At 27.1% G+C, this 14,199-nt stretch carries 19 protein-coding genes; 6 read left to right on the top strand and 13 right to left on the bottom strand.

Annotated features, from left to right (window positions below):
• Positions 1-62: 62 nt before the first annotated feature.
• From AVBRAN9331_RS00700 to AVBRAN9331_RS00715, 4 genes are read right to left on the bottom strand one after another with little or no spacing between them, the layout of a single operon-like run.
• Positions 63-617 (bottom strand): RsmD family RNA methyltransferase, encoded by a 555-nt coding sequence (locus AVBRAN9331_RS00700; RefSeq protein ID WP_336612213.1) that lies wholly within the window; start codon positions 615-617, stop codon positions 63-65.
• Positions 607-933 carry an ornithine carbamoyltransferase gene (locus AVBRAN9331_RS00705; protein WP_214115885.1) on the bottom strand — a complete coding sequence of 109 codons (327 nt, stop codon included), beginning with the start codon at positions 931-933 and terminating at the stop codon, positions 607-609. Before AVBRAN9331_RS00705 ends, AVBRAN9331_RS00700 begins: the two co-directional genes overlap by 11 nt.
• Positions 930-1,565, bottom strand: a complete 636-nt coding sequence (locus AVBRAN9331_RS00710; RefSeq protein ID WP_336612214.1) for an HdrB C-terminal domain-containing protein — start codon at positions 1,563-1,565, stop codon at positions 930-932. The genes AVBRAN9331_RS00705 and AVBRAN9331_RS00710 overlap by 4 nt, the downstream gene beginning before the upstream one ends.
• Entirely contained in the window at positions 1,562-2,188 is a 627-nt protein-coding gene (locus tag AVBRAN9331_RS00715; RefSeq protein ID WP_214115889.1) for a DUF5644 domain-containing protein, read from the bottom strand. The genes AVBRAN9331_RS00710 and AVBRAN9331_RS00715 overlap by 4 nt, the downstream gene beginning before the upstream one ends.
• Before the next feature lie 64 nt (positions 2,189-2,252).
• Here AVBRAN9331_RS00715 and truD point away from each other — a divergent pair, with 64 nt between their 5' ends.
• Positions 2,253-3,341: a tRNA pseudouridine(13) synthase TruD gene (gene truD / locus AVBRAN9331_RS00720; RefSeq protein WP_336612215.1), complete on the top strand. Its 1,089-nt coding sequence runs from the start codon at positions 2,253-2,255 to the stop codon at positions 3,339-3,341.
• A gap of 14 nt (positions 3,342-3,355) precedes the next feature.
• Here truD and AVBRAN9331_RS00725 read toward each other — a convergent pair whose 3' ends face one another.
• From AVBRAN9331_RS00725 to AVBRAN9331_RS00765, 9 genes are read right to left on the bottom strand one after another with little or no spacing between them, the layout of a single operon-like run.
• Entirely contained in the window at positions 3,356-3,970 is a 615-nt protein-coding gene (locus tag AVBRAN9331_RS00725) for a YggS family pyridoxal phosphate-dependent enzyme (RefSeq protein ID WP_336612216.1), read from the bottom strand.
• A 4-nt stretch (positions 3,971-3,974) separates the two neighbouring features.
• Positions 3,975-5,201 carry an RNA polymerase factor sigma-54 gene (locus tag AVBRAN9331_RS00730; RefSeq protein WP_336608457.1) on the bottom strand — a complete coding sequence of 409 codons (1,227 nt, stop codon included), beginning with the start codon at positions 5,199-5,201 and terminating at the stop codon, positions 3,975-3,977.
• Positions 5,201-5,923 (bottom strand): LPS export ABC transporter ATP-binding protein, encoded by a 723-nt coding sequence (gene lptB, locus AVBRAN9331_RS00735; RefSeq protein WP_214115900.1) that lies wholly within the window; start codon positions 5,921-5,923, stop codon positions 5,201-5,203. Before lptB ends, AVBRAN9331_RS00730 begins: the two co-directional genes overlap by 1 nt.
• On the bottom strand, positions 5,910-6,308 hold the full coding sequence (gene tsaE / locus AVBRAN9331_RS00740; protein ID WP_239803385.1) for a tRNA (adenosine(37)-N6)-threonylcarbamoyltransferase complex ATPase subunit type 1 TsaE: 399 nt from the start codon (positions 6,306-6,308) through the stop codon (positions 5,910-5,912). The genes lptB and tsaE overlap by 14 nt, the downstream gene beginning before the upstream one ends.
• The gene (locus AVBRAN9331_RS00745; protein WP_214115905.1) at positions 6,292-6,552 is read right to left on the bottom strand and encodes an RNA-binding S4 domain-containing protein; all 261 of its coding nucleotides are present in this window, start codon (positions 6,550-6,552) and stop codon (positions 6,292-6,294) included. The genes tsaE and AVBRAN9331_RS00745 overlap by 17 nt, the downstream gene beginning before the upstream one ends.
• A gap of 35 nt (positions 6,553-6,587) precedes the next feature.
• A complete protein-coding gene (locus AVBRAN9331_RS00750; protein WP_336612217.1) occupies positions 6,588-7,367 on the bottom strand; it encodes a DUF535 family protein in 780 nt (259 codons plus the stop codon).
• Positions 7,364-7,912 (bottom strand): DedA family protein, encoded by a 549-nt coding sequence (locus AVBRAN9331_RS00755; RefSeq protein WP_214115909.1) that lies wholly within the window; start codon positions 7,910-7,912, stop codon positions 7,364-7,366. Before AVBRAN9331_RS00755 ends, AVBRAN9331_RS00750 begins: the two co-directional genes overlap by 4 nt.
• Positions 7,912-9,492, bottom strand: a complete 1,581-nt coding sequence (gene rny, locus AVBRAN9331_RS00760; protein ID WP_214120025.1) for a ribonuclease Y — start codon at positions 9,490-9,492, stop codon at positions 7,912-7,914. The genes AVBRAN9331_RS00755 and rny overlap by 1 nt, the downstream gene beginning before the upstream one ends.
• Positions 9,479-10,033: a 5-formyltetrahydrofolate cyclo-ligase gene (locus AVBRAN9331_RS00765; protein WP_336612218.1), complete on the bottom strand. Its 555-nt coding sequence runs from the start codon at positions 10,031-10,033 to the stop codon at positions 9,479-9,481. Before AVBRAN9331_RS00765 ends, rny begins: the two co-directional genes overlap by 14 nt.
• A 45-nt stretch (positions 10,034-10,078) precedes the next feature.
• Between AVBRAN9331_RS00765 and AVBRAN9331_RS00770 the strand changes: the two genes are divergently transcribed.
• The 5 genes from AVBRAN9331_RS00770 to AVBRAN9331_RS00790 are packed head-to-tail and all read left to right on the top strand — an operon-like array spanning position 10,079 to position 14,191.
• Positions 10,079-10,654 (top strand): TlpA family protein disulfide reductase, encoded by a 576-nt coding sequence (locus tag AVBRAN9331_RS00770; protein ID WP_214115921.1) that lies wholly within the window; start codon positions 10,079-10,081, stop codon positions 10,652-10,654.
• The gene (gene ftsY / locus AVBRAN9331_RS00775; RefSeq protein ID WP_336612219.1) at positions 10,654-11,529 is read left to right on the top strand and encodes a signal recognition particle-docking protein FtsY; all 876 of its coding nucleotides are present in this window, start codon (positions 10,654-10,656) and stop codon (positions 11,527-11,529) included. Before AVBRAN9331_RS00770 ends, ftsY begins: the two co-directional genes overlap by 1 nt.
• Positions 11,522-12,850, top strand: a complete 1,329-nt coding sequence (radA, locus tag AVBRAN9331_RS00780; RefSeq protein WP_214115925.1) for a DNA repair protein RadA — start codon at positions 11,522-11,524, stop codon at positions 12,848-12,850. The genes ftsY and radA overlap by 8 nt, the downstream gene beginning before the upstream one ends.
• A gap of 2 nt (positions 12,851-12,852) precedes the next feature.
• Positions 12,853-13,455, top strand: a complete 603-nt coding sequence (locus tag AVBRAN9331_RS00785) for a pilus assembly FimT family protein (RefSeq protein WP_336612220.1) — start codon at positions 12,853-12,855, stop codon at positions 13,453-13,455.
• Complete coding sequence (locus AVBRAN9331_RS00790) at positions 13,433-14,191, top strand: pilus assembly FimT family protein (protein WP_214119724.1); 759 nt, start codon at positions 13,433-13,435, stop codon at positions 14,189-14,191. Before AVBRAN9331_RS00785 ends, AVBRAN9331_RS00790 begins: the two co-directional genes overlap by 23 nt.
• Positions 14,192-14,199 lie beyond the last annotated feature (8 nt).

Genomic DNA, 14,199 nt, shown 5'->3' on the forward strand with positions numbered 1-14,199 from the left:
CGGCTTGCGTATCCCTACTAAAAAAATTATGCTCTATATTCTATTAAGCTAAAGTAAATAAATTAAGACCTAGTAAAAAAACTAAGAGTTGTGTTGCCGAATTTTTTTACCTTAAATAAGGTATATTTTAAAGATGCAAATTCAACCTTGCTAGAATGCTCTATAATGACAATATCACAATCTAAATTCTCATACAAATTCTTGATTTTCAAATATACATCGCTAAAACCATCTCTAATATCAAATGGCGGGTCTAAATAAAGAATAGTTTTTTCATTTTGTAATTTGGCAATAATATTAGGTAAAGCTTTAAAAGTATCGTCATTTAAAACTTCTATATTTAAATTTTTTGTATTTTTTAAAGCACTCTTATACGCTAATTTATCAATTTCAATAGCAAATGCCTTTTTTGCATAATTACTAATAGCCTCAATCGCCATACTAGCACTACCGCCAAATGCTTCTATAAAAACATATTCCCTTAATTCATCTCTTAAAACATTAAAAACACAAGACTTAACTATACTTTTTGTAGCTCTTGTAGTATCTTTTGATGGATTTTCTAAAATTTTACCTTTTAAAAAACCACTCTGAACTCTTAAAACATTATTTTTCATACATTAATTGAAGTAAATCATATTTAAATTTATTAAGTAATTTATCAAGTTTTTCTTCAAAACTTAAAACCTTATTATCATCTTGATTTATTGTGCTTGAAAACTCATATAAAGCATCAATTAATTGCTCTTTACTAAAAGGCAATTTTAAATGTGCATTATTAAAACCTATTATAAATTGTGGTTTTTTTGCGTGCATTAATTTTTCATCAGTGATTAAAAAATCGCAATCTTTTTTATTTGCTAAATAATCTTGTAAAAATAATATTAAAGTCTTTTCTAATAAAATATCTTTGCACGCAATGGCTATTTTCATACCAAACTAACCTTTAATTTATGTTCTTTAAGACTAGCTGGAATATTACCATTAGCTAAAGCTATGAACTCAGCCATATGTAAAATATAAAAATCACTAAAATCTCTATTAGATACTTTTTGTAATTCACCACTTAAAGTATCAAACATTTTAAAGCTTAAACTATCGCCAACTACTAAAAAATCAGCACCGCTATCATAAGCATCTAAAACTATCTTAGCTGCTTTTTTATATGCTACTTGTTTATCAAAATCTAAAAATCTAAAACCATTTTCAAATTCTTGAGTTTCGTAATTTATTAATTTTGCCTTAGTCTTTTTTAAAAAATGTAAAAATAAATCAATGGTAAAACCACGATAAACAGCTACATTAAAACCATTAAAATCGTTTTTAATTTCTATATTTTGTAAATCTTGAATAACACATGAAGCGTTTTTATAATTTTTCTTTGCATAATCTAAAATACTAGTATCGCAGATTAAATTCATCTCTCCTAAACAAGAATCAAATTCTTTTTTATATGCATCTGCTTTATATTCACTCATAAAACTAGGTGTTTTTACGTAGGTTTTTCTATAATCACCTTTTAATAAATTAGAAAAATTAAAATCATCATTTATTAAAGTTATCATCTAATCTCCTTTTGATGTTTTAAAGAATTTTTAATTTCTTCATATTTTTCATAATCACTATATAAGAATGGTTTTAAGCTTACACTATACTCAATTCCTTTTTCCTTATCAAAAACAATATCTAAAATATCTTTTCTTTTATTAGGATATTTTTCTAATAATTTATTTGCAAACACAAACGCACTATCACCTAAAAATTCATCATTATATTCACGAATATCACTTGCATAATATAAAAATTTATAAGTTAAATAATCTTTATAATCATCTGCATTGCAAATATTTTTAAAATAATCAAAAACTTTTATAAAATCACTATCATCACACATTAAATCAAGCTTTGCTCTTTTTAAATCAATTGCACTTACACAAAAATCATTTCCAAATTTTTTAATAAGTTCATTTATGTTTGTATTAAGTGATAAAACTTTATTTTCAATCCTTACAAATTCATTACAATCTGGCATATTAAAATATCTATCTTGTTGTTTTACTAACCCTAAAACATCGTAAAGTGTAGAACTATCGTTAATATCTTTTAAATTAATCTCATATGGCTTATAGTAAAACTCATAATCTCTACTAGCATCAAATCTAAATACTCTTAAAATAAAACTTCTCATAACAAAATTCCTTTTTTACTAATTTATATCAAAAAAATGTTATAAATTATTAAAAGGATTTAATATGTATTTAAGAGCAAACACTCATTCAAAAATCAATGTTTATTTTTCAAAAAATTCTAGCGATTTCGTAGTGCGTGAAATACCATTATACGAATTTAGTGGCTCTGGAGAGCATTTGATTTTACATATACAAAAAAAAGATTTAAGCACAAATGAACTTTTAAAAGATTTAAGTGCAGCAACAGGAATTAAAGCAAAAGATTTTGGTTACGCAGGTCTTAAAGACAAGCAAGGACTTACATTTCAATACATTTCAATGCCTAAAAAATACGAGAAAGAATTAGCTAAATTTTCTCACGAAAAATGTAAAATTATTGATACTTTTTTACACAATAATAAATTAAAAATCGGACATTTAAAAGGTAATTCATTTTTTATAAGATTAAAAAAAGTTAATAAAATTGACGCTTTAAAGATTGAACAAATTTTTACAAATATTAAAGAAAATGGCTTTCCTAATTATTATGGCTATCAGCGTTTTGGCAAAGATAATGATAATGCAAAAACAGGCTTAGAAATATTAAAAAACGAATTAAAATTTAAAAATAATAAATTAAATAACTTTTTAATTTCTGCATTTCAAAGCGAATTATTCAACACATATTTATCAAAAAGAATAGAAATTTCAAGATTTAGCAATGATTTTTCTAAACAAGAATTATTAGCACTTTATAAGGATAAAACTTTAGTTGAAAATCTAAAAAAACAAGAACAATTTTTTAAATTATTTGATAATGAAATATATGAGCATTATCCTTACGGCAAGGTATTTAATGAGAATTTAGAAGATGGTTTAAAAAGATTTTTAGCAAGAGATATTAGCCCTTCTGGATTGATACTAGGAAATAAACCTAAATTAAATGAAGGTTTTTTAGGCGAAATTGAAAATAGCATATATAAAGATTATTTTGATTTATTAAAAACTCAAAATGGTGCAAGAAGATATTTATGGACTTACACAAATGATGAAAAAATTAATTATAATGAAGAATTAGCACAACTTAGCCTTGAATTTAGCCTACAAAAAGGCTCATACGCAACAGTCGTGCTTGATGAAATAATACATTTAGAAAGGAATGAAATAAATTAATTTGATTTATTTCATTAATTAAACAGCACGCTGCCTAAGCGTATCATATTTGCTCCACTTTTAATAGCTATTTCATAATCACTACTCATACCCATAGAGCAAATCTTAGCTCCATCTTTTTTAAGCTCATCATAAATCTTATAACACAAATCAAAACTCTTAATAATTTGCTTAATATCATCGCTCATAGCACCTATACACATAACTCCTACAGGCTTTATGAATTTACAATTTTGTTTAATCGCTAAATACTCATCAATCGCTTTACTTGGATTAATACCAGCCTTGCTATCTTCGTTAGCCACATTTATCTCAAGCAATGTATCTAGCTCATAATCAAGTCTAGCATCAACATATTTTGCAAGGTCTAAATTAATGCAACTTTGCCACATAACAGGCTTTGTTTTTATAAGTAAATTAGCTTTGTTTTTTTGCAAATTTCCTATGAAATGCCAATTAATATCACTTGATAATTCAGCTTTTTTTCTAGCTAAATCTTGTACTTTGTTTTCGCCAAATTCAATTTGCCCTAATTTATGTAAAGCCATTATTTTCTCATCTGTTGTGTATTTACTAACCGCTATAATTCTTATATCTTTATATTTTTCTTTTAGTTCTAAATAAGTCATTTTTCTACCTTAATGAATATAATTTTTTTCTCTCGCTTGAGCTTGGAATATCTAGTAATTTTCTATATTTTGTGATAGTTCTTCTTACTATTTTTACATTAAATTCTTTTTCTATTTTTTCTAAAATTAATTGATCGCTTAAAGGTTTTAAGTGATTTTCATTTTTGATTAATTCGCTTACAAATTCTTTGATGGTTTTATTACTTGTGCCATCGTTTAATTCTGCTGCAAAAAAGTCTTTAATAGCTATTATCCCACGATTTGAGCTAATGTATTTATTAGCTATTGCACGGCTAATTGTGCTAGTATTTCTATCAAGTTCGGTTGCTAAATCCTGCATTTTTAATGGCTTAATATCTCCACCTAAAAAATAATCATATTGATATTCAACTATCATTAAGGCAAGTTTTTTTAAAGTCGCCTTTCTCATTTCTAAAGCATCTACTAAATTTTTAGCATTTTTTACTTGTTCTTTTAGCTCTTTATAGTCTTGAATTTCAATCTGCGGATAATAATCATCATTGATAATTATTTCTAATTTTCCATTCTCATTTAAGATATAAATATCAGGAATAATCTCTTTGCTATCTTCTAAATCATCAATAAAAGGCGGTAAATTAAAGCTTTTTATAATTCTTATTGCGTCTTTATATAAAGGACTTTTAGTATATTTTGACAAATTATCCAAATCATTTATAAGCTTTTTACATAATAAAAATAATTCATTTTCTAAATTCGCATTCAATAAGCAAAACTCTAAAGCTTCAATATAATTAATCGCACCAACTCCTAAAGGCTCAAGGTAGCAAAATCTCTTTCTAACTTTTTCTATATCTTCTAACAAATATCCTAAACAAATATTTTCATCATATACAAAATATCCATTCTCATCAAGACAACTTATAATAATTCTTGCAATTTCTTGAGATTTTTGAGTAGGAAATAAAGTCTTATTAAGCTGTAATTCTAAATCATCATATATGCTTTTTTTAGCGATATTTAATTCTTCAATCAAACCACCGCCTTTAGAATATAATTGTCTTATACTTTTGTTAGATTTTTTATCATTTATTTCTTTTTTTGAGCTAATTTTTATACAAGGATTATCTTTTGCTAGATTATTTACTTCATCTTCTAAATCATCACTACTAGCTTGAAGCAGTGGCAACCAGCTTCTAAGGGTTTGAGATAATTTTGGCTTTTGGCTTACTTGCTGACGAACTTTTAACATTATAAAGAAAAGTTTTTACCTAAATATTTGCTTTTTACTATTTCATTATTTGCAATTTCTTTAGCACTTCCACTAGCTAAAATACTACCACTATCTAAAACATAAGCTTTATCACAAATTCTAAGGGTCTCACGGACATTATGGTCAGTAATTAATACGCCTATATTTAAATCTTTTAAATCCTTAATAATGCTTTGAACATCATTAATACTTTTTGGATCAACCCCAGCAAAAGGCTCATCAAGTAATAAAAACTTAGGCTCTAAAACTAAAGCTCTAGCTATTTCTAATCTACGACGCTCCCCACCGCTAAGACTTTTTGCAAGGCGGTCTTTTCTATCATAAATCTTTAAAAGATTTAATTTTTCTTCTATTAATTCATCTATATTTTTAAGCCCTTTAAGCTCTGCTGCAATTTGCATATTTTCCCAAACACTTAAATCTTTTAAAACACTTGAATCTTGTGGTAAATAACCAATGCCTAGAATTGCGCGTTTGTGAAGTGGCTCGTTAGTAATATTTAAATCATCTAAAAAAATATCCCCAGCACTAGGGCTAACAAGTCCGCAAATCATATAAAATGTAGTAGTTTTTCCTGCACCATTACTTCCAAACAATCCTACTATTTGAGAATTATCCATACTAATATCTACATTTTTTATAATTTCTATATTTTTTATACTTTTTTTTAAACCACACGCTTTTAAATTAACTAAACTCATAAAGCCTACCTTCATTATTAGCGCTAATTTTTACAATCTTGTATTCAAGTGCAAATTGCTCTAATATTTTTATAAAATCATCATCAGCCCATTCAATTAAATGAAGACCATCATTAAACAAATTCTCAAAAAGACCATTTTCTATAAAAGCTTTTGTTCCTTTTTGATAAATATCATAATGATAAATCGTATTAGTATCATTTTTATAAGTATTTAATACACTAAAAGTTGGAGAAATTGCTTTTTGATTTAATTTTTTATTTGCTATTTTATTTACTAAAGTAGTCTTGCCACTAGCTAAATCGCCTTGCAATAAATAAATCCCATTATCGCCAAACTCATTTACCACTAAATCTAAATTATCTAAATTAGCCTTGATTATCATCTAGTTTTTCCACATATTCATTTGATTTTGCTTTAGCTACATTTTTGGTTGTAGGTAAAGCTAATACCTTAAATCTAATTTGCTCGTTTAAAAGATTTAGACTTATAATATCGCCAACTTTTACTTCTTTACTAGGTTTAACAACATTTCCATTTATACAAATTACGCCGTTTTTACACATATCAAGTGAAATTGAACGGCGTTTTGTGATATTTACTGCATTTAAAAATTTATCTACTCTCATAAAGAGCATTTTAGCTAGTTAGGAATAATTATTGCTTACAATTTAATCGTTTTTAAGAACTCAAATCTTTTTTTATACATTGAGCGTTTTTTTGATGGTATTTCTTCTAAATCTTTTTGCAAATATTCTAATACATAAAATGATTTTTCTTCTTTAATAATTTTTGTATTTTCTTGCCATATTTCGTCATAATTTGGTATTACAAATACTCTTCCATCTCTTTTTCTATTGCGTTTAAATCTTGATACTAAAAATCTATCCTTTACTCCGCAAACTTTATTTATACCTAAAAACTCAGCAAAAATAAAAGCAAAAAATATAATAAAATTAAGCGGTCTTAAGCCAAAATAAACTTTAGTAAATTCTTTTATCTCATCTTTAGTATTTAAATTACCTTGTAAAGCTGTGATTAATAAAGCATCATTTAATAAAACAAAACTTAAAGAATATAAAAGCTCATTTTTATAATGCAAATGAATTGTAAAAAGTCCTTCGCTAATTACTTTAGGATTTGAGCTAAGCGTAATTTTTAAATCAAATTCGTTAAAAATAATCTCATCATTACTTAAAATATCTGAGAATCTATTTGTAATAATTTCTAAATCCCTTTTAAAACATTCATTTGAATATTCAAAAGTAAAATTAGTAGCCCCGTATTTTTTGCATAACATATCATTGTGATATTTTAAATTCTCGCTAAATTTCTTAGATAATTTCGGATAATCTAGTAGAATTTGATTTAGGAATTTATGATTTTTAAAATGAATTATCTTTCTTAAAAAAAATCTAATATTTAATAATTTTTTGCTATTCATTTCTTCGCTTTTATTTTTAAATATGTAAAAATTACAATCAATAAAACAAGTAAAATAATTGGCATATAAGATGAATATTCATCAAAAGTTTTAGCCAAGCTATCTCCTAAATAAAACGCAGCATAAAACACCACAATAGCCCAAATAAAACAAGAAATTAGATTATAAATGCTAAATCTAAAAAAGCTTAATTTTGAAATCTCGGCTGCTATTGGACCTAAGGTTTTAAGCCCATAAACAAACTTACAAACTAAAGTAAAAATAAAGCCATTTTTTCTAAATAAAACTACTAAAAGAGCTAGTTTTCTTTTATGCTTTACAAGATGTTTTTGAAAGTCTTTTTTACTAGCTCTAGTAAAATAAAATAAAGCCGATGAGCCTAGAAAATTACCTACAAAAGCTACTAAAATACTAATATAAGGATTTACATTATAAGCACTTGCAAACACTCCTAAGGCAAGCAGTGCTAACATACCGCCGCCTAAAGAGTATAAAAATACTAAAATATATCCGTATTCTACAAATTTTTCTATAAATTCTTGCATTATTTCGCTAGCTCCACAGCTCTAGTTTCACGGATAACATTTACTTTAATTTCTCCTGGAAATTGTAAGCTGCTTGTTATTTCACTAGCTATTTCTTTAGCTAAAAGAACACTTTCATCATCATTAATTAGCTTAGCATTTACAATAACTCTAATTTCACGACCAGCATTAATTGCATAAGCTTTTTTAACTTGAGAATGTTGTTTTGCAATAGCTTCAAGCTCACTAACACGCTTTAAAAACGCTTCTAAAACTTCTCTTCTAGCACCTGGTCTTGCGGCACTTAAAACATCAGCCGTGCAAACTGCAGCAGCTTCAATACTTAAAGCATCTTCATGCCCGTGATGAGCAAAAATAGCGTTTAATACCACAGGATGCTCTTTGTGCCTTTCACAAACCATAGCACCTAAATCAACATGGCTACCTTCATATTCGTGAGTTAAAGCCTTGCCAATATCATGTAAAATTCCAGCACGCCTTGCAAGTCTTGTATTGCCACCACATTCAGCTGCGATAATTCCTGCTAAATGTGCAACTTCTAAGCTATGTGCTAATGCGTTTTGTCCGTAACTTGCACGATACTTTAAACGGCCAATTAATTTTACTAATTCAGGAGCCATTTTTGTAAGTCCTAAATCCATTATGATATTTTGACCTTCATTAAACATTTCTTCTTCAAATTCTTTTGAAACTCTTTCGTGTAATTCTTCAATTCTAGCTGGCTGAATTCTTCCATCATCTATTAATAAATCAATTACTTTTTTAGCAATTGCACGGCGTAAAACATTAAATGAACTAATAATAATTGCGTTTGGAGTATCATCAATAATTACATCAACACCTAAAACCATTTCAAGTGTTTTTATATTTCTTCCTTCTTTACCAATAATTCTTCCTTTTAAATCATCGCTTTTAAGATTTATTACGCTAATTAATCTCTCACTTGCATATTCACCTGCAAATCTAGTAGTAGCTTGTGCTAGGATATATCCTGCTTTTGCTTTTGCTTGAGATTTTGCTTCTTCTTCGCATTTTCTTACGATATGAGCGATTTCATCTCTTGCATCTTCTTTAGCTTGATTTATTACTAATTCTCTTGCTTCGCTTTGAGTTAAACCACTTATATTTTCAATACTGCTTAATAATTCTTGCATTTTTGCTTCGCAAGATTTTTTAAGTATATTTGCTTCTTCCATCAATTCATTTGCAGCTTGCTCGCTTTTTACAATACTTGCTTTAAATTCATCTAATTTTTGTTCGTTTATTGCTAGAATTTGCTCTTTTTTCTCAATTTCTAGAATTTTCTTATCGTGTTCTTTTTGAAGTTCTAAAATCTTTTCATCATAAGATTTTTTATAACTCAACTCAATCTTACCCTCACTTGCTTTGGCATTTTCTAGAACTTTATCAGCATTTCTTAGTATTTTTTCAGCTTCATATTCAATCACTTTTGCTTTTGCTTTTGCTTGTTCTTCGTGAATTTTAAAATGAGCTTCGTGTATTCTTTTGGCTACTAAAACCCCTAATGCTCCTCCTAGAATAAATACCGCTAATAACGATATAATTTCAACTAATGTCATAACTTCTCTTTCTTTTTATTGTTTTACCATTTGCGATATAAAAATCGCCTTGAATATCCGATTTTAAACAAATTTTGTTTTTAGTAACGGATTTTATATTTTGAATAAAAATAATTAATAAATCATAATCAATTTTAGAAAAAGTTCTATCGTAAAATCCTTTACCAAAACCTACTCTTCTAAAATCCTTATCAATTCCTAAAACAGGTATAATTGCAATATCAATTTTAATATTTTCAATCTTACTTGAGCTTTCTTTTATTTTAAATCTAACTTCACTTAATGGAAACCTTAATTTATTAAAAGCTAAAGTATTATCACTAAGCATTTTTGGAATATAAATATTGAATTTTTTATATAAAAATCTTTTGTATTTATATAGATTTATTTCTTTATCTTTTGCAATGTAAATTAAAAGATTTAATTTTTTATTTGTTTTAACTTTAGATATTATTTTTAAAATAGCTCTAAAACTTCCGTAATTTTTACAAAATTTATAATTTTCTTTATGAAATTTTTCTCTTATTAACTTTTTATCCATAATCTAACCTAAAAAATTTATAAGCATATTACATAAGGAATTAAAATGAAAGCTATATTGCTAAGCGTTGCTTTATTGTTTTTTACCGCTTGTTTTGATAAGAAAGAAGATAAAAAAGAAGAAGAAAGCGAACAAATTACTCAAGTTGAAGTTAAAAAAGAACCTGATTTTAATAGACTAATTAAATTCTCTTTAAAATTTTATAATAGCGATGAGATTTTTGAAATTAAAAGAATTAATAATGATAATAAAGACTTAGAATTTACTTCAAATGATAAAATTATATTATTTAATTTCTTTACTACTTGGTGCCCACCTTGTAAAGCTGAAATTCCACACTTAAATGATTTAGCATTAAAATATAAAGATAGATTAAGAGTTATTGGTGTTTTATTAGAAGATAAAAGCGATGAAGAAATAGCTAAATTTATTAAGGATAATGGTATTAGCTATGATATTGTTACAGGCGATAATAATTACACATTTTTAAAAGTTTTAGGAGAAATTAACGGCATTCCATATATTGCTTTATACGACCAAAATGGTAAAAACATAAACAACTATCTAGGTGCAGTTTATGAAGAAATGCTTGATATTGATATTCAAAAGGTTATGAAATAATGTTAGATTTTTTAAAAAAAGGCTTAGCAAAAACACTTGAAGCTATAAATCAAGTAAAACCAAAAAACGAAAAAATAAGTAAAGATTTATTAGAAGAAATGCTAGTAAATGCTGATATTACTTATGAAATAGTAGAAGAGATTTTATACTACTTACCGCCTAAAGATATAGTTGAAAGAGCAGATTTAGAAAGAGTAATGAGCTCATATTTTATGTATGAAAATCCTAATTCAAATTCTAATGATAAACCATTTGTAGAATTGATATTAGGTGTAAATGGAGTAGGAAAGACTACAACCATAGGAAAATTAAGTAATTTTTATAAAAATCAAGGCAAAAAAGTTTTACTAGGAGCTTGTGATACTTTTAGAGCAGGTGCAATTATGCAACTTGAACTTTGGGCTAGTAAGAATAATTGCGATATTGTAAGCACTAAGCAAGGGCATGACCCAAGTGCAGTTGCTTTTGATACCATTACAAAAGCACTTAGCAAAGGTTATGATAATGTTATTATTGATACAGCAGGAAGATTAGAAAATAAAAAAAATCTAGCAAATGAACTAGAAAAAATAATAAGAATTTCATCTCGTGCTTATGAAAACGCTCCACATAGAAAAATTCTAGTCCTAGATGCAACTCAAGGCAATAGTGGTATTAATCAAGCAAAAGTTTTTAATGATTTAATAAAGCTTGATGGAGTAATTATTACCAAACTTGATGGAACAAGTAAGGGTGGTTCATTATTTGCAATTGCAAGAGAATTAGAGCTACCAATTTTATATTTTGGATATGGAGAAGGTGCAAATGATATTGCTCCTTTTAAAGCAAATGAATATTTAAAGGTTCTTTTAGACGGAATTTTTAACAATGGCTAAGAAAAAATCAAGCCTTTATGAATGCCAAGCTTGTGGTAATCAGCAAATTAGATTTTTAGGCAAATGCCCTGAATGTGGGGCATTTAATTCATATTTAGAATTAAATCAAACTCAAATTGAAGTATTAAAAAACGAAATAAAACCAAATTCAAACAAAGCAGTTAGTATTAAAGAAGTTTTAATTGAGCAAGTTGATAGATTTTCAACTTATGATAAAGAGCTTGATTTGGTTTTAGGTGGTGGGCTTGTTGTAGGCTCATTAGTTTTACTAGGTGGCTCTCCTGGCGTTGGCAAATCAACTTTACTCTTAAAAACCGCTGCAAACTTAGCAAAAAATGGCAAAAAAGTCCTTTATGTTAGTGCTGAAGAGAGTAAAAGTCAAATAAAACTTCGTGCAAATAGATTAAATGCTAATGAAGATAATTTGTTTTTATTAACTGAATTATGTTTTGAAAATATTAAAAATGAAGTTTTAAGCAATAATTATGAAGTCTTAATTATAGATAGTATTCAAACTATTTATTCAGAAAATATAAGTTCGTGTGCTGGTTCAATCACTCAAGTAAGAGAGCTTACATTTGAGCTAATGAAATTAAGCAAAAGCAATAATATTAGCACATTTATAATAGGACATATCACTAAAGAAGGCTCAATTGCAGGACCTAGAGTGCTTGAACATATGGTTGATGTGGTGCTTTATTTTGAAGGTGATGCTAGTAAGGAATTAAGAATTTTAAGGGGCTTTAAAAATCGTTTCGGAAGCACTAGCGAAATAGGCATTTGGCAAATGAGCGAAAATGGACTTATAAGCGCAAACAATATTAAAACTAGATTTGTAGGTAAAAATCACGCAGGAAGTGCTCTAACTATTATTTTAGAAGGTAGCAGAGCAATTACTCTTGAAGTTCAAGCTTTAGTATGTGAAAGTGCTTATGCTAAAAGAAGTGCAACGGGATTTGATAGAAATAGACTTGATATGATTTTAGCCTTGCTTGAGAGAAAATTAGAAATTCCACTTGCAAGATATGATGTATTTATAAATATTAGTGGTGGGATAAAAGTTAGCGAAACTGCTGCTGATTTAGCAGTTGCGGCTGCTATAATATCTAGCTTTAAAAATAGAGTTTTAAGCAATGAGAGTGTATTTATTGGGGAGCTTAGTTTAAATGGTGGAATTTGCGAAGTTTTTAGCCTTGATATTAGACTTAATGAAGCAAAAAATCAAGGCTTTAAAAATGCTATAATTCCAAATAAAAGTAATTTTAAAGGTATTAAATGCTTTGTAGCTAATGAGTTAGCTCAAGTTTTAGAATGGATGTAAGTATGAAAAAAGCTTTTACTATGATTGAATTATTAGTTGTTATGGTTGTTGGTGCTATACTTAGTGCGGTTGCTGTTTCTAAAATACATACAAGTGAATTAATAGATGCTGCTAGAAGTATTGCAAACGATATTAGATATACAAAAATTCTAGCGTTAGGAGATGACGCTTATGATGGAACAAATAGTTATCATAATAAATATTATCGTTTTACAATAGCTTCTAATAAGATTTATAAAATTAGTAAAGTTGAATATAACTCAAAAGGAACAACACCAGTTTTAGCAGAATATGCTGAAGATTTTTTAAATCCTGATAAAAGAATATGTGATTTTGAAAAAGATGAAGCGTGTGCTACAAGAACAGCTATTCTTAAAATTAAAAAATATAATATAACATTTACCCCAACTACACCAACCACAACTCCTGCTAGTGGTCTAACGCCAACTGATACTATTATATTTAATGAATTAGGAGAGCCTTTAAACTTTAATCAAAATCCAAGTGGTTTTAAAATAGAAATTTCAAAAGGTAGTGATATAGCTTGTATTTATGTAGAACAATATTCTGGATTTGTACATATTGACAGAGCTGCGTGTAAGTAAAAAAGGTTTTACTTTAATTGAATTAGTTTTAGTTTTAGTTGTTGCTGGAATACTCTCAAGTATAGCAATATCAAAAATCAATTCAAATTCTTTAATCCTAGCAGCTAGGAGTTTATCTCAAGATATTTATATACTTCGTGATTTAGCACTAAATTACGATGTATATGATTATACGACAAATTACGATAAATCATATTGGCAAATATATTTTCATTGTGTAGCAAATACAAAAACTTCATATAACAAATATAAATGCAATCATCAAGAATTTGGATATAGTATTTTTAGCGATAGCATAGGTTCTAGCTCATCAAATCCAGATGCAAATGAATTAGCAAAAGATTTATTTGACAAAACAAAACTGATTGGAGCTAGATATGCAGGAATAAGCGTAGATGATAATTTGCTTACAACAAGGACAAATCTTACAAAAAGCTTTGGTATAACTAAAATTGATGTATTTTATAATCTAAATAATAAATACAAAAAAACTCATAGAATAATGGTAAATGAATTAGGAGAATTATTTGCAAGTTCATATACTAATAAATCAAAAACTTATAATCTAATAAAAGCTAATTCATATATTATTAGACTAAGCAAATCAACTAATATAGACCAAAATAACTCAATATGTATTGTAATAAATAATGTAGGTTTTACAACAATTCCTAAAAATAATAACGGACAACTTATTTCTAATATCAAAAAGCCTATATATTGTCATAATTTATAAATTACTAA

It is taken from the genome of Campylobacter sp. RM9331 (assembly GCF_020137685.1).
GTDB lineage: Bacteria > Campylobacterota > Campylobacteria > Campylobacterales > Campylobacteraceae > Campylobacter_E.